Source organism: Mycobacterium sp. D16Q16, assembly GCF_002013745.1.
Lineage (GTDB): Bacteria > Actinomycetota > Actinomycetes > Mycobacteriales > Mycobacteriaceae > Mycobacterium.
Map to the genome: position 1 here is coordinate 292,916 of NZ_MAEY01000004.1, position 22,822 is coordinate 315,737.

Below are 22,822 nucleotides of genomic sequence, written 5' to 3' on the forward strand. Positions count from 1 at the left end.
AAGATCGCGCGCAATCTCGCGTCTACTGATCAAAGACGATATCGACGCTGTCGGTGACCGGAACGGCCTGGCAGGCCAGGGTCAGCCCCATGGCGAGGTCGGCGTCGACCAGGGTGTCGTTGCGCAGCATCCGCACCTCACCGCGGCGCACCGTGCAGGCACAGGCACTGCACGCGCCTTCGCGGCACGAGTACGGCGCGTCGATGCCCCGGACCAGCAGCACATCGAGCAGCGGAGTGTTCCTGGGCCACTCGACGGTGATCTGCGTGCCGTCGAGTTCCACGCTCGCCTCGGCGGCGTCCCCGTCACCGGCCCGCGGCACCACAATGTCGGCGAACGGATCGCCGGTCAGCGACTGGTACAGCTCGACGTGAATGTGGTGGGCGGGCATCCCGACGGCCGATAACGCGGCACGGGCGCCGTCCATGAAGGGTGCCGGACCACAGATGTACGTGCTGTACCGCCGATAGGCGGCGAACAGCTCGCCCATGGCTTCGCGGGTAGGCAGTCCGCGTTCGGACTCGAGCCAGTGCACCACCCGCAGCCGGTCCGGGAATTCCACCATGATCTCTTCGATCTCGGCGCCGAAGATGACGCTGCGCTCATCCCTGTTCGCGTAGAAGAGGTAGACCGTTCCGGCGCCGCCGAGCAGAACCGATTTGGCTATGGACAGCATCGGGGTGATACCGCTGCCCGCCGCGATCAGTAAGAAGTCGCCGTCCAGCGAGCGCGGCACGAAGACCCCGGAGGGGGTGAGCACGGTGATGCGGTCCCCGACAACGACGTTGTCGCACAGCCAGTTCGACGCATACCCGCCATCTGTCCGCTTGACGGTGACGACGAGGTCGTCATCGAGATGGGGCGAGCTGGACAGCGAATAGCAGCGCGCCACCGAGCCTGTCTGCTCACTCGGGATTTTCAGCGTGAGGAACTGGCCCGGCCGGTAACGGAAGGCAGGCGCGAGCGCATCCGGCACTTCGAACACCAGGGAGACCGCATCGCCTGTCTCCCTGATGATTTCGACGACCTCCAACGAGTGAACGTGGGGGTTTCCGGTCACTGTGCGTGTATCGGGCGAGACGGTGTCTGTCATCGACGGCTTCCTAGAGCTCGATACCGAAGCGGCCCGCGACCTTCTTGCCGATTCCGTACTTGCCGATTCCGTAGAAGGGCGCCATCAGGTCCCCGTAGCGCGGCCCGATGATGCGCGGTATGGCGTCGAACACGCGAGCGTCGGGACCGATCAGCACACGGGGCCGATTCTTCTCGACTCCCCGCAAAATGATCCGGGCCGCCGAGTCCGGCCGGGTGATCGCCGCGAGCTGGAAGCCCTTTCGGACGGTTTCCCGGTCTACGCCTTCGGGGATACCGCGCGCGCTTGAGGCGATATTGGTCTTGATCCCGCCGGGATGCACACAGGTGACGCCGACGGGATACTTCGCCGCCCGGATCTCCTGGCGCAGTGCCTCGGTGAAGCCACGGACGGCGAATTTTGCCGCGTTATAGGCACTCTGCGAAGGTATGCCCATAAATCCGAACACCGACGACACGTTGACTATGTGGCCGTCGCCCGATTCGATGAGGTGCGGCAGGAATGCCTTGGTGCCGTGCGCGACACCCCAGAAGTTGATGTTCATCAACCAGTCGAAGTCATCCCATTCCATGTCCTTGACGTCGGCAGAAAGCGCCACTCCGGCGTTGTTGAACACCAGATTGACCTGACCGAACTCGTTCTTGACGTCGGCGGCGTGGGCATACACGGCGGCCCTATCGGCGACGTCGAGTTCGAATGGGATGGCAGTCGCACCCGCCTTCTCACAGCGCCCGGCGGTATCGGCCACCCCGGCGGTGTCGATGTCCGAGAGCGCCAACCGCGCACCGCGCTGGGCCAGCGTCAAGGCCAGGCTGCGGCCGATACCCGAACCGGCGCCGGTGATTACGGCGACCTTGTTGTCGAAGTTTTTCATCGTTTTCTCGCTTCTGTTGGGCGGGTGGCCTAGTTCGCGGCCATGCTCGGCGAGGTCTGCCGGGGGCCGTCGGCGAGCGGAACGGTCTTGCGTACGGCCGGAGGCACCGCACCCTCGAACTCGTACTCGGTGGGGTCCACTTTTCTTGTCTGCGACCAGTATTCGAAGGTGAATCCCGACCATAGCGTCCGATTCTTGCCATGCTCGTCCAAGTACCAGCTTTGGCAGCCGCCGTTGTTCCAGACCGAGCCCTGCAGCTTGCGCTGGACTTCGGCGTTGAACCGGTCCTGCGCCTGGCGGGTGGGCACGATCGCCTGGGCATAGGCCGCATCGACGTGCTTGATCGCCTCGGTGACGTAGTGGATTTGCGACTCGATCATGAACACGATCGAGTTGTGGCCCAAACCGGTGTTGGGGCCCAACAGGAAGAAGAGGTTGGGCATGCCGGCGATGGTGATTCCGCGGTGGGCGGTAACGCCCTCCCGTGACCAGCGGTCGCCGAGGTCCTCCCCGTTCTGCCCCTTCAGATCCAGGTACTTGTACGAGTCGGTGACGTGAAAGCCGGTGCCGAAGATGATGGCGTCGACCTTGCGCTCAATCCCGTCGCTGGTGACGACGCCGTCGGTGGTCACCCGCGCGATGGACTCGGTGACCAGTTCCGTCTTCGGGTTCTCGATGGCCTTGTAGTACGTCGCCGACCCCAGGAGCCGTTTGCATCCGGCGCGGTAATCGGGTGTCACCTTGCGGCGCACTTCCGGATCCGAGATCTGGCTCTTGATGTACGCACGCCCGAGCAGCTCAACGCCTTTGAGTAGGGCGGGGCGCCGGTTCATCGCGTACGCACCGGCTTCCGCGCCGAAGTACATGCCGCTGCGGAACAGCGCACGCAGACCCGGAATGTTGGCAAACGCCCGCTTGGCCACCGAGCCGAACTCGACATTGGTGCGCGGCAACACCCATGGTGCGGTGCGCTGGAACAGCTTCAGTTCGCCGACCTGGCCGACGATCTCAGGGACGAACTGAATGGCGCTGGCGCCCGTGCCGATGACGGCGACCTTCTTGCCGGCCAGGGCGAAGTCGTGGTTCCACTGCGCGGAATGAAAGACCGGTCCCTCGAAGCGGTCCAGGCCCTCGATCTCCGGGATGCTCGGGATGTGCAGGGCACCAACCCCGGAGATGAGGAACTGACAGATGTACTCTTGGCCGCTCTCGGTGAACACGTGCCAGCGGTACTCGCTCTCGTCCCAATACCCGCGGGTGACACGCGTATTGAAAGTGACGTGCCGGTACAGACGATATTTGGCGGCGACTTCCTTGAGGTAGTCGAAGATCTCAGGCTGCCGGGAGAAGAGCTGTTCCCAGTTCGAGCGCGGCTCAAACGAGAACGAATACAGGTGGGTGGGCACATCGCACGCTGCGCCGGGATAGGTGTTGTCGCGCCAGGTGCCGCCCATTTCGCCGGCCTTTTCCAGGATGAGGAAGGGCACCCCCATCTTCTGCAACGCGATCGCCGCGCCGATACCCGAGAACCCGGTGCCGACGATCAGCGCACGAACACGGATGGGCTCCGACTGGCCGCCCTCGACTACAGTGTCTGGCTGCCGCTCTTCGGACGATGTATCGGTAACAGTCATGTGGCGCAATCGCTTTCTCTCTCGAAGGTGGAACCCTGACACGGCAGAACTGGCTCATTGCCCCCGGCAACGAGCCAGTTCTTTCGGCGCTTACCGCGCCTTGATCTCGGCCAGGATGTCGTCCGGCATCGCCCGCGACATCCGCAGCAGCCGGCCAGTGAATTTGCCGTCCAGGAAACCGATCTCGTGCATGAAGCGCATCAGCGGCTCCGAAACCCACGTCGCGTTCTCGCGATAGTTCGGTGACGTCAGGAAGGCAAACATGCCACGCAGGGGATGAACACCCACCGACCGGTAAGCCTTGGGGTTGAAGAGCACCGGATAGATACCGATCACCGAGAGAGCGAAGACCGCACGGTGGAACGCGTTGGAGACCGGCCCCCGCTCGGCGATCTGTCGCACCAGTTCCTCACGCGCATAAGTGATATGCCGCGCTTCCTCCAGCACGTGAATCTTCATGAGCTGCCGAGCGTGCGGCTGCACCGTCTCATCCATCATCGTTTCCCGCTGCGCGCGGTCAAGCACCTCCTCGACCAGCAGCAGCGTGCCAAGCCCCGAGGGGCCCAGCGGCACCAAACCGAGAAGCCGGATGACACGCGTCGCAAACTTGGGATAGGTGTACGGCTCGATGCCGAGCTTGTTCACCAGGCGGCCAAACATGGTGGAATGCCGCGCTTCCTCGCTGATCTCGGTCAACGCGTAGCGGCCGTGATCGGTCGCTCCCCCGTTCTGCTCGACAACCTGCCGCCACAGCATGGCGCTGAGACCGGTCTCGACATAGATGCCGAAGCTCAACACGGAGCCGAGCTCGTGGCGCGTCAGCTCGATGCGCTGATCCTGAGTCAGCTTGTCCCACAGCTTGGTGCCGTACAGCGACGTCCGGCGCGGCGTGGCCCAGTACAAGCCGGGCACCACCGGGGCGTCCCAGTCGATGTCAACCTCGCCGTCGTAGGCACGCTCCGCGGCCGAGCGCAGCAGTCGTTGCGCCGTCTTTTGCCGGTCGCCCACGGTCTTGCCCCGTACCGACGAGGCTCCCGCCTCATGTAGGGCCGTCGGTTGGTCGATGGTCGTCATTGATCCCGCCCTCCAATTTTATGCATTACTTTCAGTACCCATTACTTTTAGTCTCATGCTGGCGCTGTCGTTTGTCAATCCCCAGCGAGGTCACAGGAGGCCGCGACCTCTGAGAATCGCCCGTGCAGCACTGGTTCTGAACATGCCCGCGTCCTGGGCGACGTCGAAGTACCGCCGCAGCAGCACCGCGTTCCGATAGCGGCCGTTCTCGCCGCGGGCGGCCGCCCTGCGCCCTGCCCGCTCGGTCAGCCCCACGCTCCGGTACACCGGCGGACGCACGATCAAGGACGTCGCCAACACCGTCAGCAGTGCGACCGAGACATCAGCCAATGCCGGCGGGAGATACCTGCGCGCATCCACGGCGCGGTAGAGCTCATCCTCGGCGAACTCAAGCTGGCGACGGCCGACCAGAACGCAGATCTTCGCGACCTGCCGGACCACGGGCTGGGCCTGTTCGTCGGCCTCGAGCTCACACATCAACTGATGGATCAACCGCTGCAGCAGGAGGATGAATCCGCGACCGAGCGGACCGTGCGGGATGAGCGGCACGAAGAACCGCTGAAGGCGCTGCACCGCCATCGGAGCGGGCTGGAGCTCCAACCCCGTCTTGTTGATCAGCCGGCCAACCATGGTGGCGTTACGGCTGATATCGCGGACGCTGGCGAGGAGAAAACGGGTGTAGTCGTCGGTCAGGGTGTTGCCTTCGATGACGTCGCGGAACATCAGCGAGGCCAGCGCGCCCTGGGCATCCATGACGAAGCTCAGCAGGCTGACCAGCTCCTGGCGCGCCAGCTCACCGCGCTGCTCGACCGAAAGCACATCCCACTGCGGGGTGCCGTAGAGGGATACCTGCTGGGCGGCCAGCCAGTGCATTCCCGGGTCCAGGGGCGCGTCCCAGTCGATATCCAGCTCGGGGTCGTAGCTGAGCTCCGTGGCCTCGAAGAGCAGTCGCCGGGCCGTCTTGAGCCGATCACCCACCCGGCGCCGGCGCGCAGGAATCCCACCATCGACCGTGGTAGCCGGCCTGAAGTCATAGTCGGTGTAGTTGATGTCTTTGTAACTGCTGGACGTCACGTCATCGCCTTCTGGTCAGCCAAGATTGAATATCCGTATCCAAAAGTATGGGGTACTCTTTGTTACGCATATGTCAGCGAGTTTGTCGGGACGGCGTCCCGATTGTCAAGAGGCAACCAAGCCGGACGGAGAATCATGAGCCTTCCCCGACATGACGACACCAACAGCGTCTTCACGCACAGCCCGCATGACGATTCGGACTACATCGGCGAGGCAACGGTGAGCGTTCGTGGTGTCGACGTCCCGGTCGAGCTGGAGCTCAAGGGGTACAGCGAGCCGATCGACGGCATTTACCGGTGGATCGGCCGCATCAGGCCCAACGAACAGCTGACCGCGATCATCGGCGACGAGGCACGGGTGAAGGCCACGATTCGCACTTCTCACAGCGCCCGGGATGCCTTCATCGGCGATCCCGACCCATGGAACCGGTACCGGGTGATCGGGAAGAGCACTCCCCCGTTTCACGTCGCCACCAACCTCACGGAAGTCGAAGCGGAATAAGGGTTTTCGCCCTCACTGCCGCCGGGCGCGCAGGAGCGAGATCAGTTCATGCTCAACATCGCGCAGCGGTTGCACCGAGTGAGCGGCCTGCGCCTGCAGTAGCGCCCCCTCGATCGCGCTGACCGTCAGCGAGGCAAGGGACTCCGCGCCATCGGTCACCCCCGAATCCCGGAAGGATTCCGCCAGCCGGGCGCGCATCCCGATGAAGGCATCGTTGGCCGCCGCGCGGATCTGCGCCTCCCCCGGGCCGGCGAGCGCGGCCGCGGCATGCGGGCAACCGGTGTCGAAGTCGTGAGTCTCAAGCTGATTGACCCACCACGCGATGAACTTGGTGATGAGGTACTCGGCGTCCCCGCGTGCCCGCAGCGCGTCGAGAAATCCGTTGGCGAGTTCGGCCGCCGCGAGCTCGGCCGCGGCAAGGAGCTCCGCCTTGCCCTCCGGAAAGTGCTGGTAGATGGAGTTGCGCGCGGTGCCGCTGCGTTTGAGCAGGTCAGCAAGGCCCGTGGCATGCACCCCGCGTTCGCGCATCATGACGATCGCACTGTCGATCAGACGCTGCCGTGGACCCGTCGCCACCTCGGCCTCCTCACTCGACATGGACCAGTCGGTCTATAGCCTGCTACCGTCGTATGGACCAATCAGTCTACGCGGAAGGGTGGCCATGACCACGGAAATCGAGAACCTGACCGGACTCGAGCTGCTGCGCAGCATGGGCGGGACGTCCGACGGGATGCCGCCCATCGGGCGTCTGCTCGGGATGCAGATGGAAAAGATCGAATTCGGCTCGGTGTCCTTCAGCGTGGTGACCCGGCCCGAGTTCGCCAATCCGCTCGGCACCCTGCACGGCGGGATCTGCGCGACGCTGCTCGACTCCGTGCTGGGCTGCGCCGTGCACTCCACTCTGGAGCCCGGAATCGGCTACGGGACACTCGAACTCAAGGTCAACTATGTCCGGACTGTCCCCACGGACGGCGAGAAACTGGTCGCGACGGGCAACGTCCTGCACCCCGGCCGCCGGGTGGCGACGGCCGAGGGCAAGGTGGTCGACTCCCAGGGCAGGCTGGTGGCGCATGGCACCACCACGGTCATGGTGTACCGGTAATGAGGCCCGCCGACGACTTCCTGCGGGCCTCGGCGGCCATCGAGGCACTGATCGCGGCCGTGCGTCCAGACCAGTGGGACGCCCCGACGCCCTGTACCGAGTGGAATCTGCGCCAGTTGGTGAACCACCTCGTCGAGGTGAACTACTCCCTGGCAGCGCGCTTCGGCGGGCCCAGCGGCGGCACTGGTGAAGATCCCGTGGTGGCATACCAGCAGTCAGCGCAGGCGTTGCATGACGCGCTGGCGCTTCCGGGTGTGCTCGAGCAGACCTACCCGGGCCCGTTCGCGCACACCACCGGCGACAGGCAGCTACAGGTCCGCATGGCCGATCTGCTGACCCACGGCTGGGACCTGGCACAGACCACCGGCCTTCCCGCGAATCTGCCCGCCGACCTCGTCGAGGACGCATTGGACCTCGTCGAGAAACGCGCCGGGGCATTCGCGCGGTCCGGCAAGTTCGGCACCCCGCAGCCCGTCGCCGCGAACGCGCCGGTACTCGAGAGGCTGGCCGCGCTGAGCGGACGGTCCGTCTGACGGTTTCACCGACCGTGAAGCTACGGCGGGATTTTCACCGAATGTCCGCCGTGGCTTCACACTCGGCGGCCTAAGGTTAGAAGCGGGCCATATCCTCAAGGCGCGCAATGCGATCAGCCATCGGCGGGTGTGTCGAGAACAGCGATGCCACCCGGTCGCCGGCCCGGAACGGGTTGGCGATCATCAGGTGCGACTGGCTGGCCAGCTGGGGTTCCGGTGGCAGCGGAGCAGCCTGCACCCCGCCGGAGATCTTCCGCAGCGCGGAGGCCAATGCCAGCGGATCTCCGGTCAGTTCGGCGCCGGACTGGTCGGCCTGATACTCCCGCGAACGAGACACCGCCATCTTCACCACCGTGGCAGCGACCGGACCCAGCATCGAAACCAGGAACAGTGCAAAGGGATTCGGGCGATTTTCGCCCCCGCCGCCGAAGAAGTTCATGAGCATCGCCATATTGGCCAGCCCCGAGATGACGGCCGCCAGCGCCCCGGCCACGCTGGAGATCAGGATGTCGCGGTTGTAGACGTGCGAAAGCTCGTGACCCAGCACGGCGCGCAGCTCACGCTCGGAGAGCAGATCGAGAATGCCGCTCGTGCAGCAGACCGCCGCATTCCTCGGATTACGGCCCGTGGCAAAGGCGTTCGGCGCATTGGTATCGCTGATGTACAACCGCGGCATGGGCTGGCGCGCGACGGTCGCGAGCTCCCGCACGATCCGGTACATCGCGGGCTGCTGCAACTCCGTCACCGGCTGGGCATGCATCGCACGCAACGCCAGCGTGTCGCTCTTGAAGTACATGAACGCGTTCATGCCGACGGCGAACACAATGGCCAGCAGCAGGATGCTCTTGCTGTGGAACAGCGAGCCGACGAACACGATCATCGCCGACATGCCACCGAGTAGCAGCACTGTCTTGAGTCCATTGGCGTGGCCGTGCATGGTGTCCCTTCCCTCTAGCTGGTTCACCACGCTAACGAAGGACAGTGCTCCTGGGTTCCGGACGGGTTGCCAGGCACCTAGCCGTGCCGGAGCACGGTGTACTCGATCAGCACACCCAGCGCGTCGCGGGCAGCGCCCGGGGGCAACTCCACCAATTCGGCCTTGGCGCGGTCCGCGTATTCGATGACAACCGACTTGGCCGCCACCAGCCCATGGGAGGCCCGCAGCAGCGTCAACGCCTCGTCCACCTCGGCATCGTCGGTAATGGGCGCCGCCAGCAAGGCACGCAGCCGGTCGGCATCGGGACCGGTATCGCGCAGGGCGTACAGCATGGGCAGGGTATGCACCCCCTCACGCAGATCCGTGCCGGGTGTCTTGCCCGACTCGTCCGTGAGGCTCTCGATGTCGATGATGTCGTCGGAGATCTGGAAGGCGGTCCCGACGATGGCGCCCAGGCGGCTCAGCCGTTCGATCTGCTCGTCGTCGCACCGGGACGTCATCGCGCCGAAGCGCCCGGCCGCCGCGATCAGTGATCCGGTCTTCTCATGGATCACCTTGAGGTAGTGCTCGGTCTCGTCGCCGTCCTCGGGTACCCCGACGGTTTCCCGCATCTGACCGGTGACGAGTTCGGCGAAGGTCTCGGCGACGATCCGCACGGCCGTGGGGCCCAGCCGCGACACCAGCCGCGAGGCCGTGGCCAGCAGATAGTCCCCGGCGAGGATCGCCACGTTGTTACCCCACCGGGCGTTGGCGCTGGGCACGCCACGACGCTTCTGCGCCTCGTCCATGACGTCGTCGTGATACAGCGTGGCCAGGTGAATGAGCTCGCACACCGCACCCGCGAGAATCACCTCGTCGTTGTCTGGATCTGGTCCGGTCTGGGCGGCGAGCACCGTGAACAGCGGGCGGAAGCGCTTACCGCCGGCGTGGAAAAGGTGCAGCACAGACTCCGTCAACAGCGGGTCGGACTGCCCCAGCTCGGTCACGATGAGGGTTTCGATGGCGGCCAAATGGTCGCGCACCTTCGCGGCGAATACGGGATCGCCGAGATCAACTCCGGCCACCGTGGTCGAGTTACTCACCGGTCCAACATACTGGGGGGGTGCAGACGTCAGCGGACCTGGTCGTCGTCGGTGCCGGACCAGCCGGATCGGCGGCCGCGGCGTGGGCGGCGCGATCCGGGCGTGAGGTGGTCCTGGTCGATTCGGCGGTGTTCCCCCGGGACAAGACCTGCGGCGACGGACTGACCCCCCGCGCCGTCGAACAACTCGAGTTACTCGGCCTCAGGCCATGGCTCGACGAACACATCCGATACCAGGGTCTGCGCCTGCACGGCTTCGGCGGCAATCTCGAAGTGCCATGGCCCGGGCCATCTTTCGGCGGCACCGGCAGTGCGGTGCGCCGCACCGAGCTGGACGACAAGATCCGGCAGGTGGCGGTGGACTCCGGGGCCAAGATGGCCGAGTCCACCAAGGCGGTTGACGTGGAACGTGACGCAGCGGGCCGGGTCACCGCCGTCCGGGTGCTCGACAACAGCGGCCCCGGCGAGATCGCCTGCAAGGCCGTCATCGTCGCCGACGGCGTGCGCTCGCCCCTCGGAAAAGTGCTTGGGCGTGAGTGGCACAAGGACACCGTGTACGCCGTCGCGGGGCGCGCGTACATCGAGTCGGCGCGCGGCGACGAGGAATGGATGACCTCGCACCTGGAGCTGCGCTCCCCCGAGGGCGAGGTGCTCCCCGGATACGGCTGGATCTTCCCGTTGGGTGGCGGGCAGATCAATATCGGTGTTGGCGCACTCGCCACCTCGAAACGCCCCGCTGATGCGGCGCTGCGCCCGCTCATCGAGTACTACGCGGAGCTGCGCCGCGAGGACTTCGGGCTCAGCGGGCGCCTGCACTCCATCGCCTCGGCACTGCTGCCGATGGGCGGGGCAGTGTCCGGCGTCGCGGGTCCCAACTGGATGCTCATCGGCGACGCCGCGGCATGCGTCAATCCGCTCAACGGCGAGGGCATCGACTACGGGCTGGAAACCGGGCACCTCGCCGCCGAAGTGCTCGACGCCGACGACTACTCGCAGCTGTGGCCGGAGCTGCTACGAGACCGGTACGGACGGTCGTTCTCCATTGCACGACGCCTCGCGGGGCTGCTGACCCTGCCGCGCTTCCTGCCCGTCATGGGCCCGGTCGGCATGCGTTCTCAGGTGCTGATGCGAATTGCCGTACGGCTCATGGGAAATCTCGTCACCGACGAGGACCATGACGCGATTGCACGCGCCTGGCGCGTGGCGGGCGGCGGCTCACGACGCCTCGACGCGCGTCCGCCGTTCAGCTGATCACTACTCGCGGTTAGAGCACCGCGACGTGCAGGGCGACGATGCCGCCAGTGAGATTGCGCCACCGCACATTCGACCAGCCCGCCGAGATGATCTGCTGAGCCAGCGCCTCCTGATCGGGCCATGCCCGGATCGATTCGGCCAGGTATACGTATGCGTCCGGATTGCTGCTGACGGCGCGCGCCACCGACGGCAGCGCCTTCATCAGATACTCCATGTACAGCGTGCGGAAAGGCCGGTTGACCGGAGTCGAGAATTCGCACACCGCAAGGCGGCCACCGGGTTTGGTGACGCGGGCCATCTCGCGCAGCCCTTCGACGTGATCGACCACATTGCGCAATCCGAAGCTGATCGTCACCGCATCAAACGAGTGATCCGCGAACGGCAGCCGTGTCGCGTCCCCGGCGACCTTGGGCACATCGCGATGCGCACCGGCCTTGAGCATGCCTACAGAGAAATCGGCGGCCACACACCAGGCACCGGACTGGGTGAGCTCTGCCGTCGAGACCGCGGTACCGGCGGCGATATCGAGTACCTTGTCTCCGGGTTTCAGCTTCAGCGATTCGCGGGTGGCGCGGCGCCAGGCGCGGTCCCGGCCAAAGGACAACACGGTATTGGTGATGTCATATCGCTTGGCCACCGCGTCAAACATGGACGCGACCTCGTGCGGGTCCTTTTCCAGGGTGGCGCGGTTCATACCGTGACGGTACAGCGCACTAGGCCGTCATGATGCCGCGGCCCAGCGTGGTGCCCGCCGCCGCGGCGTAGTGCTCGAGCAGCTCATCGCAGATGGCGGGCCACGTGCGCGACAGCACTCCCCGCCGCGCGGCCGCCGAGAATCGGCTGCGCGTCGCCGGTTGCACCAGATGGTCAACAGCCATGCCGAGGTGCGCCTCGAAGTCGGCCACCGGCAGCAGCATTCCGTTGCGACCCGGGATCACCAGATCTCGCGGCCCGCCGGCATCCGGCGCGATGGCCGGAACACCGCTGGCCAGCGCCTCCTGCACAGCCTGACAGAAGGTCTCGTGCTCGCCCGGGTGGATGAACACGTCGAGGCTGGCATATGCCCGCGACAGCGCCGATCCGGTCAGCTCGCCAGTGAAAATTGCTGTGGGCATCAGCTTTTCGAGAGCGTCCCGTTCCACGCCGCCGCCCACGATGACGAGCCGTATGTCGTCGCGTTCGGCCAACACGGCCAGCCGCTCCACATGCTTCTCGGGGGCGAGCCGCCCGACGAACCCGATGATCGGCTTGCCCTCGGGTGACCAGGATCGACGCAGCTCCTCGTCGCGCGCCGAGGGCGCGAAGCGTTCGATGTCCACACCGCGCGACCATCGGAACACCCGCGGGATTCCGTGTGCGGCAAGACCTTCCATCGCGGACGAGGAGGGGGCCAACGTCCGGTCGGCGCGGCCGTGCAAATGCTTGGTCCAGCGCCAGGCAGCGCGAGCGGCGAACCCGGCGCCATAGCTGTCGGCGAACCCGGCCACATCGGTCTGGTAGACGGCGACAGTGGGGATGTCGAGGTGCTGCGCGGCGCGCAGTCCCCCGTATCCCAGGACGAACGGCGAGGCCAGGTGCACCACATCGGGCGCGAAATCACGAAGGATCCGCACCATGCGCGGCTGCGGCACACCCAACGGCAGGGTGCTCACCTTGGGGAACATGATGGCCGGCACCCGGTGCACGGGCACCCCGTCGTGTTCGGTACCGGCAGGGGCCTGTCCGCGGGGGGTGTCCGGTGCGATGACGACGGCCTCATGCCCGGTGCGGCGGAGGTGCTCCAGCACCCGCAGCACCGAGTTGGAGACTCCGTTGACGTTCGGCAAGAACGACTCGGCGACGATCGCGATGCGCACACTGGGAGCATGTCAGCGTCACTTGGCAGTTAGGTTGCCCCCAGGCATACGTCATGCAAACTTAAGCGTGAACAGGCGCCGGACTTCGGCGCTGCATCCATGCCAGCCCCAGCAGTATCGTCCCGGCGACCATCCACACCACGACGATGATGGACCCGGCGGGGACAATCGACAATGACGCGTTACGTCCTTGCACGCGAACCAAATCCGGGTTGGATGTGTCGTACTCGACGTAGATGCGCATACCCGGGCTGAGTTCGGATGGATAGAGAACGCCCAATTCGGGCCGATACGTGACTCGTTCCGGCGTGACGAACTCGATGGTGGAGCGCCGTGGCCCTGCGCTGAGCACCTCGGCCAGCGCGACACCCATATCCCGTTCGATGGCCTTGTCATTTCGCCAGGCCCCCGCGACCAACAGCAGGGACTGCAACGTCATCAGTCCCGCCAGCACCAGCACCGCGATCCGGACTCGCTTGATGACGCGGGAGCGCCGCTTCACAGAGCTGCCCTGATGGCCGCGTGCAGCTCGCGCAGGGTGGAGCGGTCGGCCTTGACCTCCAGAACCCTGATACCACCGGCCGGTTCGTCCAGCGCGGGGCCAAGCTCTTCCACCGAGATGGATCTCGAATCCACGTGGTAGGCCCGGCACAGCGCCGCGATGTCGACGTCATGTGGGGTGCCGAAAATGCGGGAGGACACGTCACGAAATCGAGGGTCGCCCTGCTCCAGAAGCTCGAAGATGCCGCCGCCGTTGTCATTTGAGACCACGATGGTCAGGTTCTCGGGACGCGGCTCGGTCGGACCGATCAGCAGACCCGAGCTGTCGTGCACGAAGGTGAGATCCCCGATCAAGGCCACGGTACGGCCCCCCTGGTGTGCAAGCGCCGCGCCGATCGCGGTCGACACCGTGCCGTCGATGCCGGCGACCCCCCGATTGGAGCGCACGCGAACGTCTTTGGCCCCCCACGGAACGAGCGCGGCATCGCGTACCGGGTTGGAGGCGCCGAGCACCAGCTGATCACCATCGCGCAATGACCCACACACCCTGGCCGCGACATGCAGACCCGTGGTCAGCGGGTGAGTATCCAGCTGTCCGCGCACCGCATCGAGTGCCTTCTGGTGCGCGTGCGCGCACCGGTGCAGCCATGCGGCATCCGGCTCTCCGGAGATGACGGCCCGGGTACCGGTGGCCTGCGAGTTGCCGGACACATCGGGCCAGCGCGGGCCGGTGGTCAACGCGTACACCGGAATCCGGTTGTCCGCCAACAGCGATGACACCTGCCGGTGCAGGGTCGGCCGACCCAGCATGATCACCTGTTGCGGATGCAGCAGGGCGAGCGCCAGCGGATGCACCGGGTTGTCAGGTTGGGGCGCAGTCGGTTCGGCCACCGTGGGCAACATCGCCAGGTTGGCGTGAGCGGGCGCGCCATGGCCCGCGATCACTACGGTATCGGGAGTCAGATCGATCTCGACGGGTTCGTCGAACGTCACGTCCGGGGTGTACGTCCAGGGCGCCCCACCCGGGCGGCCCGCGGGTATCGGCCCCTCATCGCGATCGGGCACAAGCGGTTCCCGTAGCGGGATGTCGAACTGCACGGGGCCGGCATTGGCGGTACGGGACCCCTTGGCAGCGGCCAGGACTCGGCAGGTCGCTGAACGCCAGTGCGGGTTCTGCGCCTCGATCTTCTCTGAACCGTCTTCCGCCAGGCCCAGGCTGATCGCGGCGCGAACCTGGGTGCCGAAGTAGCCGAGCTGCTCCATCGTCTGGTTGGCGCCGGTGCCGAGCAGCTCGTAGGGGCGGTTGGCCGACAGGACAATCAGCGGAACCCGGGCGTAGTTGGCCTCCACCACCGCGGGGCCCAGATTGGCTACCGCCGTCCCAGAGGTCATCGCCACCGGAACAGGGGCGCCGCTCGCCGCGGCCAGCCCGACGGCCAGGAAGCCCGCGGTGCGCTCGTCGATGCGCACGTGCAGCCGTAACCGCCCGGCCTTGTCCGCATCGTGCAACGCGAAGGCCAGCGGGGCATTGCGCGACCCGGGACACAGCACCACATCGCGTACTCCGCCGCGGATGAGCTCGTCGACGACCGCGTGGGCCTGAGCGGTCGACGGGTTCATGCCATCAGGGTGTCATACCGCCTGAGAGGCACTCGCAAAGAACTCCAGGATCACGCGGTTGACCTCGTCGGGGCGTTCGATGAAGCCCAGATGCCCGGCGTCGGCAATCTCGACGTACTTGCCGCCGGGAATGGCATCGGCCACCTCCCGGCCAAGGTAGGGCGGCAGGGTCATATCGTCACTAAACCCGATGACCAGCGACGGAACAGTGATCTCCGAGTAAGCGCCGGGCCGGTCGGGGCCGGGTATGGCACCGCGCTGGTGATCGATACCACCCGAGGTCGGCTCGGGCCACAGCGTGAACATGTCGATCCAGTCCTTGATCGCGGCATCGTTGTTCAGAGTCTTCGGGGAGAAGTTCAACAACAGGCGCATGGCCGCCTGATAGGACGCCGGCACCTCGACACCCGATGCGGACAGCTCAAGCTCCGCCTTGCGGAAGAACGAGCGCGTGGAATCCTCCCGCCCCCGCGTTCCCATGAACACCGCGGCGGTCACGAGATCCGGGCGGGTGAGGGCGAGTTCCTGGGCGATCAGCGCTCCCATGGAGAACCCGACCAACCGGGCTGGCGCAGCACCAAGATCCTCGATGAGCGCCGCGGCATCGGCCACCATGTCCTGCAGGGTGAAGCCATCGGCGCACTCGGTGGTCGGCGGTATCCCCCGGTTGTTGAAGGTGATCGTGCGATATCCCGCGGCGCGGAATGCCGGTACCTGATGCAGGTGCCAACTGCGCCCCGCGCCACCGCGCCCGGAGATAAAGACGACAGGATCACCGGAGGCGCCGAGCGCCAGGGGCCCACGATCGTCGTAACTGATCTGGATGCCGTTGATGTTCGCGAGAGGCACGGTGACTGAACCTACCGGTTCAACAGCGGGTAGCAGTCGGCCACTCGGCGCCGCCACCAGTCACACCGGTCAGCAGGCGCGGCGAGCGCCGCCAGCCGGGCCCGGTCCGGAGCGAACGACGCCACCGTCAAGTAACCGTTCTCGGGTGCCGGGGCCTCGGCCACATCCTCGACGAAAAACCCTCCGGTACCCAATCCGCAGGCATGCTCCAGCACCGGTAGCGCCGCGGCCGCGCGCAGACCGATGCCGATGCCCACCGCGCTGTCCAGGGCACTGGAGATCACCACGGGCATACCGATGCGCTCCGCGATATCCAACAGCGCCGCCACACCACCGAGCGGGGCCACCTTGAGCACCGCGATATCGGCCGCCCCGGCTCGTGCGACGCGCAGCGGATCGCTTGCCCGCCTGATACTTTCGTCAGCGGCGATCGGCACATCCGGGAGGCGTCGGCGCACTTCCGCCAGCTCCTCGACGGTGACGCAGGGCTGTTCGGCGTACTCAAGAACACCGTCGCGGGTCAGCGCGGTCAACGCCTGGATGGCCTGCTCGACGGTCCACCCTCCGTTGGCATCGACCCGCACGGTGGGGATCTGCGCGCGGACCGCTTCGACGCGGGCGATGTCGTCGTCGAGGGTCTGCCCGGGCTCGGCCACCTTGACCTTGGCGGTTCGGGCTCCGGGAAAGCGGGCCAGCACCTCGGGCACGTCCGCGGCGGACACCGCGGGCACCGTCGCGTTGACGGGTATGCGGGTGCGCCGGGCCGCGGGGAGCTCGGTGTACGCGGCCTCGATGGCGGCCCCTAGCCAGGCAGAGGCCTCGGGCGGGTCGTACTCGGGAAAGGCACCGAATTCGCCCCAGCCGGCCGGCCCCTCGATCAGAGCGACCTCCCGAGTAGTGATGCCGCGAAATCGCACCCGCATGGGCAAGGCGACGACATGCAGCCGGCCGAGCACATCGTCCAACGCGGGCAGCTCCACATCAGCGATCGTCGCACGCTGTTCAGATGGTCCGGTGCGACGCCCCGAAGCCTTCCCCCGCGGCCCGGTTCCCATCACCGCGCGAAAGTGACTTTGGTTTCTAGAGCGGCAGTGCGGCCGGATGCCAATCTGCCCACATCGGCGGACAGGCGAAGGAGAGCACATGCTGACGGTTCACGGCGTGGCGGGATATCAATCGGGTTGCCGGTGCGCAGGCTGCTCGTCGGCGGAGGCACAGCGACTGCAGCGGATCGGCGAAGCGGAACGCGAACGCTGGGAGCAGATCAATCAACGGGCCGCGCGGCGCTCGCAGCGTTACTTCGCCGACGCCGCGGATCATCCGCTGAACTGGCAGAAGCCCTGGACCACTGAGGAGATCGACACGGCGCTGGACGCATCGTCGACCGCCGCGCAAGTCGCGACGCGCTTGGGCCGCTCGATCGGGGCCATCCATGCCGCGCGCAGACGATTCCGGCCACGCATCAGTTGATGCCACCACTGGTCAACTTTTGGTCCCTAGCCAACGCATCTCGGAGGGCGTACCTTAATGTCATGTCAGTTGACATCAAGCCTGTTCCCCGATGGCTCCGATACTTCAACAAGGTCGTCATCGGCGGACACAAGATAGGCCTCAAATTGCCGATGATGGTCCTCACGGTCCCGGGCGCCAAGTCCGGCAAGCCGCGTTCGACTCCCATCACCCCCTTCACCCTCGACGGGCAGCGCTATGCCGTCGGTGGAGTTCCCGGATCGTCCTGGATCGCCAACGCACGCAAGGCCAAAGAGGGCACCCTGACACAAGGGCGCCACACCCAGCGGGTACGCATTGTCGAGCTGTCCCCCGAGGACTCCCGCCCGGTGCTCCGCGCGTTTCCGATCGAGGTGCCCACCGGAGTCGGCTTCATCAGAAACGCCGGGCTGGTCAAGGAGGGCACCCCGGATGAGTTCGAGGCACTGGCCGGGATGGCCGCCGTGTTCCGGTTGGATCCACTGGACCGCTAGGCCCTCGCCACGGCTAATCGTCCACGAGGGCATGACCCGGATAGAGAATTCGGGATTGATTCCCGCCGTTGCGTTTTGCCTCGTACATCGCGCGGTCGGCGCAGGCGGTCAACACATCGATCGCCTTTTGAGAAGCCGCCGACGCCACACTCGCAACCGCCTGGGCCGCGACCCCCACACTCGCGGTCACGGTGATCCCCGCAGGTGTGGATGACGTCACGGCTTCCCTGAGTCGCGTGGCGAATTCGGCCACGGCCTCCGCCGGGCAGACCGTCACCACGAGAAACTCCTCACCACCCGAGCGGCCCACCAGATTCCCCCGGCTCGATTCGGCAGTGAGCGCGCCGGCCAGGTCGACGAGCACCCGATCACCCGTCCCGTGACCGTACCGATCGTTGATCGACTTGAACCGGTCGATATCGACGATGGCGGCGGCGATCACCCGGTCTCCTTCCAACATGTACCCACGCGCCAGCCCACTGTGCAGCCGCTGCCACTCGCCGTAGATGCCACGGCGGTTGAGCAGCCCGGTGAGTGGATCACGCTGGGCGGCAAGCGCGTCCAAGCGCACCACCGCGATCCCGAACTGGATGACCGCGGGTATCAACACCACCACGACCAACATGCTCGTCACCTTCACCACGGCGGTCATCGCCGCACCGACGGTGCCCTCGGCGAACAGACGCGACGACAGCGCCAAGATCATCGGGCCGCACCACGCGACATGCGCCACCAGTAGCCGGTTTCCCAGGAAGAAACTGACGTATGCGCCGACCGGGGTGAACAGCACCGTTCCCACCAGACCTGCCAGTGGGTCGGAGTCCTGCCAGCAGGCGAGCGCGATCCCGACGTCCGCGAAGGCGACGAAGGCGACCGCCTCGCGCAGGGATGGCCACGGCCCCACCACCCAGCGCACCGCCCAACCCAACGCCCCCAGGGCGCACACGCCGACGATGACGCGGCCCACCGTGCTCCGGGGTCCGGTGTCGCTGAACTGCACCGCGACGCAGATCGCCGCGAAGATCAGCGCATATCCACCGATGAGGTTGCGGACGGTCCGGTCAAGCTTGCGCGCGCGCAGGAATGCCCGCAGCCAGCCCGTGGGGACCGGTTCGGTCCACCACTGGAGCAGAAAACTCATCCACGCGGTGGAGCGGACGTACGTGACGATTCTGTTCAGCGGCATCTAGCTCTCCGGATTGGAGGTCGGCGGATTGCGCCTGGGGACCATACGCACGGTGGGCAACGGCGGTGCAGGCAGGCGCGCCACCGCACCCTCGTATCCCTCGACATGGCCGAAGCGTTCGGACTCGGCCTGCCATGCCTCGCGGAATTCCGCGATCTCGTCGTGATGACGGCCGACAAAGTTCCACCACATGACGATATGCTCTCCGAATGGCTTGCCGCCCAGTAGAATTGCCCGTGCTATGGAATCTGTCGGGTTGAGGACGGTGAGCTGATCGACTCCGGTGCCCACGTAACCGAGCTCGCCCCGCGACAATCTGGTGCCGGACAACTCGACCGCCTCGGTATCCACCAGCAGCCCGTGCTCAAACCCGGGATCGACATCCAACCGCGCCATGCTCCGCGGTTCGAGCAGCAGCTCGGCACCCAGCAAGGGGGTGGCGGTACGCACCGGAGATGCCTGCCCCGCCAGGGTCCCCAAGAACACCCGCAGACGCACCCCGCCCACGGCGACCGCCTCGGGCGCGTAATGCTGAAAATCGCGTGCCGCATCCCGGGATTCATCGGGCAGGGCGACCCAGAGCTGCACACCATGCAGCGTGGTGGTCTGGGCCGTCGACACCTCCGAATGGCAGATACCGTGGCCACCCGTCATCAGGTTCAGCTCACCAGGGCGCACCATCGCATGCACTCCGTGGCTGTCGCGATGCTCGATCTCCCCCGTGAACAGCCAGCTCACCGTCTGCAGTCCGGTATGTGGATGAGGCGCCACATCCATTCCGCCGGTCTGCGTGATGTCATCGGGCCCGTAATGGTCGGCGAAGCACCAGGCGCCGATCAATGATCGCCCCGCCTGGGGCAGGGTCCGCAACACCGTCATCGCACGCGGTCCTCCGAGTGGAACCTCTCGGGGAGTGAGTATTTCGACCACGGGGTGTCCGGCTCCATCCCGTGAACACGCGCCACCCTCGCAGCGGGTTTCCGTCGGGGTAGTCTCCGTATTACTCATGTGACCATCATCGGCCGTACTCCCGGCGTCTGGGGCATAGTTGGTCACCATGGATGAATCCGAAGCCGGCGCCACGGTCGCCGACGCACCCGATCACCACCGGTTCGAGATCACCGCCGACGGTGAACTCGCGGGCTTCACCGAATACCTGGATACGGCCTTGGGCAGCACCGACGTGCGGATTTTTTATCACACGGAAATCGACGACAAGTTTGGCGGCCGCGGCCTCGCCGGGACGCTGGTGCAGTCGGCGCTGACATCCACCCGATCCACGGGACGAAGGATCGTGCCGGTATGCCCATACGTCAGGAAGTTCGTCGGCAAGCACCACGAGTTCGACGATGTGGTCGCCCCGGTGACGCGGGAAGCCCTGGCCGCCGTCGAGGCGCACCAGGGATGACCGATCATCGTGTCTACATCGACAAACAGACTCCATCCGTCTACCAGGGGCTGACCAAGACCGCCGCCGAGCTCCGTGCCCGGGCCGCCGAGGCCGGGCTCTCGCGAACAACCTTGGAATTAGTCAACATTCGAGTCTCTCAACTCAATCGCTGCCTGTTCTGCCTCGATCTACACACCCGTGTCGCGCTGGAGGAAGGCGAGTCCGCTCAGCGGATCGCCGTACTGCCGGTGTGGCAGGAGGCCGAACTGTTCAGCGATGTCGAGCGCGCGGCGCTGACGATCGCCGAGGCGGTGACAGAGGTCGCCGATCGCCACCTCACCGACGAGCAGTACGCCGCCGCCCGGGCACACCTGTCCGATGATCAGATATCGGCGCTGGTGTGGTCGGCCATCATGATCAACACCTTCAACCGGATCTCGATTCTGAGCCGCCACCCGATCACGAGGCGCTGACACCCGATCGTCTGGGGCGGGAATACAACCGAACCACCACGAGTTGGGTTTCATAAGCCAGACTAATAAACTGGTTACTGACTTATCTCACGGGGAAGGTATTCAACGATGCCGCAGCTGCGTGCCACATACGTCCGTAAGACAGCGCGCTCGGCGGTACTCGCCGTGACGCTCGCCAGCGCCCTGTCCGGGTGCACCGTCTACCAGACGCTCACCAAGCCCACGGAAACTCCCCCGGCGCCGGCCACCACCTCACCCCTCAGTGACCAAGATCAGATCCGGCAAGTGACCGCCCAGATGGGCAAGGTGCTCGGAAGCCTCGATGCGGACGCCGCCAACGCCCTGACCTGCCCGCGCTACCAGGTGTCCAGCCGCACCGCCGACGAGAAGCTCGTCCCCTCGATCAATTCCTGGCAGGGGGCCCAGGAGGCGCTGCTGTACGGCGATACCTCGACGCTGTCCAGCCATGTGGCACAACGGTTCCCCAGTGCTGGCAGCGGCGAACGCGCCACACTCGTCAAGGCGATCGTCAACCGCGATCAGTTCGCCTACACGGCCACCGCGCTGCAGGTAATCCGCGAGTCCACCACGGTCGAGAAGTTCGCGATCGACAACATCAAGATCATCGGTGACAGCGCCACCGGAGACATCACCGCGACGTACAGCCTGGGTGGTGGCGCCACCCAGACCCGCACCCAGCCGAACCAGTTTCGGAAGGAGGACGGCAAGTGGGCGTGGTGCCAGCAGCCGCCGCCGGGCCTGTTCACCCAGTGGGCGACATCCTCGGCGGCACAGTCGTCCGCGTAGCGGCTCACCGGTAGCGTCGACCGGCCACATACCGGGCGGCCTCTAGAGTCGGAGCCATGACCCAAGACGACGGGCAGACCGCCAATCCCTTTGACCCGACGCGCTGGCAACCGGTGGCGGGATTCGAGGATCTGACCGACATCACCTATCACCGCCACGTCAGCCAGGGAACCGTGCGGATAGCCTTCGACCGGCCCGAGGTACGGAACGCCTTTCGGCCACACACCGTCGATGAGCTCTACCGAACCCTGGACCACGCACGGATGACCTCCGATGTCGGTGCGGTGCTACTGACCGGGAACGGCCCCAGCCCCAAGGACGGCGGCTGGGCATTCTGCTCCGGCGGGGACCAGCGCATCCGAGGCCGCACCGGCTATCAATACGCGGGGGGCGAGACCGCCGAGACCGTGGACCCGGGCCGTGCGGGCCGTCTGCACATCCTGGAAGTGCAGCGCCTCATCCGCTTCATGCCAAAAGTGGTGATCGCCTTGGTGAATGGGTGGGCAGCGGGCGGTGGACACAGCCTGCACGTGGTGTGCGACCTGACATTGGCCAGCCGCGAACACGCTCGCTTCAAGCAGACCGACGCCGATGTGGGCAGCTTCGACGGTGGCTACGGCAGCGCATACCTGGCCAAGATGGTTGGGCAGAAATTTGCCCGTGAGATCTTCTTCCTGGGCCGGCCGTATACGGCCGAACAGATGCATCAGATGGGCGCCGTCAACGAGGTCGTCGACCACGAACATCTGGAGACTGTCGCGCTGGAGTGGGCCGCCGCCATCAACGAAAAGTCACCTCAGGCACAACGAATGCTGAAGTACGCCTTCAACCTCGCCGATGACGGACTCGTCGGACAGCAGTTGTTCGCCGGGGAGGCAACACGATTGGCCTATATGACCGATGAGGCCGTCGAAGGCCGTGACTCGTTCCTGGAGAAGCGCAAGCCGGACTGGTCGCCCTACCCCTGGCACTACTAAGACCCAAGGGCCCCGCTCAGCACG

General features: G+C 65.9%; 25 protein-coding genes and 1 pseudogene. 10 read left to right on the forward strand and 16 right to left on the reverse strand.

The features are described 5' to 3' along the window. Positions 1-22: 22 nt before the first annotated feature. From B4394_RS05960 to B4394_RS05980, 5 genes are all read right to left on the reverse strand, one after another. Positions 23-1,093 carry a ferredoxin--NADP reductase gene (locus tag B4394_RS05960; protein WP_078314477.1) on the reverse strand — a complete coding sequence of 357 codons (1,071 nt, stop codon included), beginning with the start codon at positions 1,091-1,093 and terminating at the stop codon, positions 23-25. Positions 1,094-1,103: 10 nt separating this feature from the next. After that, positions 1,104-1,967: an SDR family NAD(P)-dependent oxidoreductase gene (locus B4394_RS05965; protein WP_078288622.1), complete on the reverse strand. Its 864-nt coding sequence runs from the start codon at positions 1,965-1,967 to the stop codon at positions 1,104-1,106. Between the two features lie 29 nt (positions 1,968-1,996). Then, positions 1,997-3,601 (reverse strand): flavin-containing monooxygenase, encoded by a 1,605-nt coding sequence (locus tag B4394_RS05970; protein ID WP_078314478.1) that lies wholly within the window; start codon positions 3,599-3,601, stop codon positions 1,997-1,999. A gap of 90 nt (positions 3,602-3,691) precedes the next feature. Continuing rightward, positions 3,692-4,675, reverse strand: coding sequence for an AurF N-oxygenase family protein (locus tag B4394_RS05975; protein ID WP_078308369.1), 984 nt, complete (start codon positions 4,673-4,675; stop codon positions 3,692-3,694). Between the two features lie 90 nt (positions 4,676-4,765). Then, on the reverse strand, positions 4,766-5,749 hold the full coding sequence (locus B4394_RS05980; RefSeq protein WP_078314479.1) for a diiron oxygenase: 984 nt from the start codon (positions 5,747-5,749) through the stop codon (positions 4,766-4,768). A 135-nt stretch (positions 5,750-5,884) separates the two neighbouring features. Here B4394_RS05980 and B4394_RS05985 point away from each other — a divergent pair, with 135 nt between their 5' ends. Continuing rightward, entirely contained in the window at positions 5,885-6,250 is a 366-nt protein-coding gene (locus tag B4394_RS05985; protein WP_078308363.1) for a DUF4873 domain-containing protein, read from the forward strand. 12 nt (positions 6,251-6,262) lie between these two features. On the opposite strand, the pseudogene B4394_RS05990 reads toward B4394_RS05985, so the two are convergent. Then, positions 6,263-6,863: pseudogene (locus tag B4394_RS05990) on the reverse strand (TetR/AcrR family transcriptional regulator). 48 nt (positions 6,864-6,911) lie between these two features. Here B4394_RS05990 and B4394_RS05995 point away from each other — a divergent pair. Both B4394_RS05995 and B4394_RS06000 read left to right on the forward strand, forming a co-directional pair. After that, positions 6,912-7,352 carry a PaaI family thioesterase gene (locus tag B4394_RS05995; RefSeq protein ID WP_078314480.1) on the forward strand — a complete coding sequence of 147 codons (441 nt, stop codon included), beginning with the start codon at positions 6,912-6,914 and terminating at the stop codon, positions 7,350-7,352. Next, positions 7,352-7,885: a TIGR03086 family metal-binding protein gene (locus B4394_RS06000; protein WP_078314481.1), complete on the forward strand. Its 534-nt coding sequence runs from the start codon at positions 7,352-7,354 to the stop codon at positions 7,883-7,885. Before B4394_RS05995 ends, B4394_RS06000 begins: the two co-directional genes overlap by 1 nt. 76 nt (positions 7,886-7,961) lie before the next feature. Here the strand turns inward: B4394_RS06000 and htpX are convergent, their stop codons facing one another. Beyond that, positions 7,962-8,822, reverse strand: coding sequence for a zinc metalloprotease HtpX (gene htpX, locus B4394_RS06005; RefSeq protein ID WP_078314482.1), 861 nt, complete (start codon positions 8,820-8,822; stop codon positions 7,962-7,964). A 77-nt stretch (positions 8,823-8,899) separates the two neighbouring features. Then, positions 8,900-9,886, reverse strand: coding sequence for a polyprenyl synthetase family protein (locus B4394_RS06010; RefSeq protein ID WP_078314483.1), 987 nt, complete (start codon positions 9,884-9,886; stop codon positions 8,900-8,902). Between the two features lie 38 nt (positions 9,887-9,924). On the opposite strand from B4394_RS06010, the gene menJ reads away from it, so the two are divergent. Continuing rightward, positions 9,925-11,154 carry a menaquinone reductase MenJ gene (gene menJ, locus B4394_RS06015; RefSeq protein ID WP_078308351.1) on the forward strand — a complete coding sequence of 410 codons (1,230 nt, stop codon included), beginning with the start codon at positions 9,925-9,927 and terminating at the stop codon, positions 11,152-11,154. A 13-nt stretch (positions 11,155-11,167) separates the two neighbouring features. Here the strand turns inward: menJ and B4394_RS06020 are convergent, their stop codons facing one another. The 6 genes from B4394_RS06020 to B4394_RS06045 all read right to left on the reverse strand — a co-directional run bounded on the left by B4394_RS06020 (position 11,168) and on the right by B4394_RS06045 (position 16,963). Continuing rightward, a complete protein-coding gene (locus tag B4394_RS06020) occupies positions 11,168-11,851 on the reverse strand; it encodes a demethylmenaquinone methyltransferase (protein WP_078308348.1) in 684 nt (227 codons plus the stop codon). Between the two features lie 19 nt (positions 11,852-11,870). Further along, complete coding sequence (locus tag B4394_RS06025) at positions 11,871-13,013, reverse strand: glycosyltransferase family 4 protein (RefSeq protein ID WP_078308345.1); 1,143 nt, start codon at positions 13,011-13,013, stop codon at positions 11,871-11,873. A 61-nt stretch (positions 13,014-13,074) separates the two neighbouring features. Further along, positions 13,075-13,515: a DUF3592 domain-containing protein gene (locus B4394_RS06030; RefSeq protein ID WP_139359960.1), complete on the reverse strand. Its 441-nt coding sequence runs from the start codon at positions 13,513-13,515 to the stop codon at positions 13,075-13,077. Continuing rightward, positions 13,512-15,134 carry a 2-succinyl-5-enolpyruvyl-6-hydroxy-3-cyclohexene-1-carboxylic-acid synthase gene (gene menD / locus B4394_RS06035; protein WP_078314484.1) on the reverse strand — a complete coding sequence of 541 codons (1,623 nt, stop codon included), beginning with the start codon at positions 15,132-15,134 and terminating at the stop codon, positions 13,512-13,514. Before menD ends, B4394_RS06030 begins: the two co-directional genes overlap by 4 nt. Before the next feature lie 12 nt (positions 15,135-15,146). Further along, the gene (locus B4394_RS06040; protein ID WP_078308340.1) at positions 15,147-15,983 is read right to left on the reverse strand and encodes an alpha/beta fold hydrolase; all 837 of its coding nucleotides are present in this window, start codon (positions 15,981-15,983) and stop codon (positions 15,147-15,149) included. An 11-nt stretch (positions 15,984-15,994) separates the two neighbouring features. Continuing rightward, positions 15,995-16,963 (reverse strand): o-succinylbenzoate synthase, encoded by a 969-nt coding sequence (locus B4394_RS06045; RefSeq protein ID WP_139360004.1) that lies wholly within the window; start codon positions 16,961-16,963, stop codon positions 15,995-15,997. Between the two features lie 163 nt (positions 16,964-17,126). On the opposite strand from B4394_RS06045, the gene B4394_RS06050 reads away from it, so the two are divergent. Continuing rightward, a complete protein-coding gene (locus B4394_RS06050; RefSeq protein ID WP_078308337.1) occupies positions 17,127-17,453 on the forward strand; it encodes a hypothetical protein in 327 nt (108 codons plus the stop codon). A gap of 62 nt (positions 17,454-17,515) precedes the next feature. Beyond that, complete coding sequence (locus B4394_RS06055) at positions 17,516-17,965, forward strand: nitroreductase/quinone reductase family protein (protein ID WP_078308335.1); 450 nt, start codon at positions 17,516-17,518, stop codon at positions 17,963-17,965. 13 nt (positions 17,966-17,978) lie between these two features. On the opposite strand, the gene B4394_RS06060 is transcribed toward B4394_RS06055, so the two are convergent. Both B4394_RS06060 and B4394_RS06065 read right to left on the reverse strand, forming a co-directional pair. Continuing rightward, complete coding sequence (locus B4394_RS06060) at positions 17,979-19,151, reverse strand: GGDEF domain-containing protein (protein WP_139359961.1); 1,173 nt, start codon at positions 19,149-19,151, stop codon at positions 17,979-17,981. Further along, positions 19,152-20,159 (reverse strand): pirin family protein, encoded by a 1,008-nt coding sequence (locus B4394_RS06065; protein WP_078314616.1) that lies wholly within the window; start codon positions 20,157-20,159, stop codon positions 19,152-19,154. Between the two features lie 49 nt (positions 20,160-20,208). Between B4394_RS06065 and B4394_RS06070 the strand changes: the two genes are divergently transcribed. The 4 genes from B4394_RS06070 to B4394_RS06085 all read left to right on the forward strand — a co-directional run bounded on the left by B4394_RS06070 (position 20,209) and on the right by B4394_RS06085 (position 22,798). Continuing rightward, positions 20,209-20,559 carry a GNAT family N-acetyltransferase gene (locus tag B4394_RS06070; protein WP_078314486.1) on the forward strand — a complete coding sequence of 117 codons (351 nt, stop codon included), beginning with the start codon at positions 20,209-20,211 and terminating at the stop codon, positions 20,557-20,559. Beyond that, the gene (locus B4394_RS06075; protein ID WP_078314487.1) at positions 20,556-21,014 is read left to right on the forward strand and encodes a carboxymuconolactone decarboxylase family protein; all 459 of its coding nucleotides are present in this window, start codon (positions 20,556-20,558) and stop codon (positions 21,012-21,014) included. Before B4394_RS06070 ends, B4394_RS06075 begins: the two co-directional genes overlap by 4 nt. Positions 21,015-21,122: 108 nt before the next feature. Further along, complete coding sequence (locus B4394_RS06080) at positions 21,123-21,821, forward strand: hypothetical protein (RefSeq protein WP_078314488.1); 699 nt, start codon at positions 21,123-21,125, stop codon at positions 21,819-21,821. 56 nt (positions 21,822-21,877) lie between these two features. After that, positions 21,878-22,798 (forward strand): 1,4-dihydroxy-2-naphthoyl-CoA synthase, encoded by a 921-nt coding sequence (locus tag B4394_RS06085; RefSeq protein ID WP_078314489.1) that lies wholly within the window; start codon positions 21,878-21,880, stop codon positions 22,796-22,798. The last annotated feature ends 24 nt before the right edge of the window (positions 22,799-22,822 follow it).

Excerpts from the sequence above, each read along its gene's own strand:
- B4394_RS05995 (WP_078314480.1), top strand. The coding sequence starts at position 6,912 with ATGACCACGGAAATCGAGAACCTGACCGGACTCGAGCTGCTGCGCAGC.
- B4394_RS06065 (WP_078314616.1), bottom strand. The coding sequence starts at position 20,159 with ATGAGTAATACGGAGACTACCCCGACGGAAACCCGCTGCGAGGGTGGC.
- B4394_RS06080 (WP_078314488.1), top strand. The coding sequence starts at position 21,123 with ATGCCGCAGCTGCGTGCCACATACGTCCGTAAGACAGCGCGCTCGGCG.
- B4394_RS06055 (WP_078308335.1), top strand. The coding sequence starts at position 17,516 with ATGTCAGTTGACATCAAGCCTGTTCCCCGATGGCTCCGATACTTCAAC.
- B4394_RS06075 (WP_078314487.1), top strand. The coding sequence starts at position 20,556 with ATGACCGATCATCGTGTCTACATCGACAAACAGACTCCATCCGTCTAC.
- B4394_RS06060 (WP_139359961.1), bottom strand. The coding sequence starts at position 19,151 with ATGCCGCTGAACAGAATCGTCACGTACGTCCGCTCCACCGCGTGGATG.
- B4394_RS06000 (WP_078314481.1), top strand. The coding sequence starts at position 7,352 with ATGAGGCCCGCCGACGACTTCCTGCGGGCCTCGGCGGCCATCGAGGCA.
- B4394_RS05975 (WP_078308369.1), bottom strand. The coding sequence starts at position 4,675 with ATGACGACCATCGACCAACCGACGGCCCTACATGAGGCGGGAGCCTCG.
- B4394_RS05960 (WP_078314477.1), bottom strand. The coding sequence starts at position 1,093 with ATGACAGACACCGTCTCGCCCGATACACGCACAGTGACCGGAAACCCC.
- htpX (WP_078314482.1), bottom strand. The coding sequence starts at position 8,822 with ATGCACGGCCACGCCAATGGACTCAAGACAGTGCTGCTACTCGGTGGC.
- B4394_RS05965 (WP_078288622.1), bottom strand. The coding sequence starts at position 1,967 with ATGAAAAACTTCGACAACAAGGTCGCCGTAATCACCGGCGCCGGTTCG.
- B4394_RS05970 (WP_078314478.1), bottom strand. The coding sequence starts at position 3,601 with ATGACTGTTACCGATACATCGTCCGAAGAGCGGCAGCCAGACACTGTA.
- B4394_RS05985 (WP_078308363.1), top strand. The coding sequence starts at position 5,885 with ATGAGCCTTCCCCGACATGACGACACCAACAGCGTCTTCACGCACAGC.
- B4394_RS06050 (WP_078308337.1), top strand. The coding sequence starts at position 17,127 with ATGCTGACGGTTCACGGCGTGGCGGGATATCAATCGGGTTGCCGGTGC.
- B4394_RS06085 (WP_078314489.1), top strand. The coding sequence starts at position 21,878 with ATGACCCAAGACGACGGGCAGACCGCCAATCCCTTTGACCCGACGCGC.
- B4394_RS06070 (WP_078314486.1), top strand. The coding sequence starts at position 20,209 with ATGGATGAATCCGAAGCCGGCGCCACGGTCGCCGACGCACCCGATCAC.
- B4394_RS06020 (WP_078308348.1), bottom strand. The coding sequence starts at position 11,851 with ATGAACCGCGCCACCCTGGAAAAGGACCCGCACGAGGTCGCGTCCATG.
- menD (WP_078314484.1), bottom strand. The coding sequence starts at position 15,134 with ATGAACCCGTCGACCGCTCAGGCCCACGCGGTCGTCGACGAGCTCATC.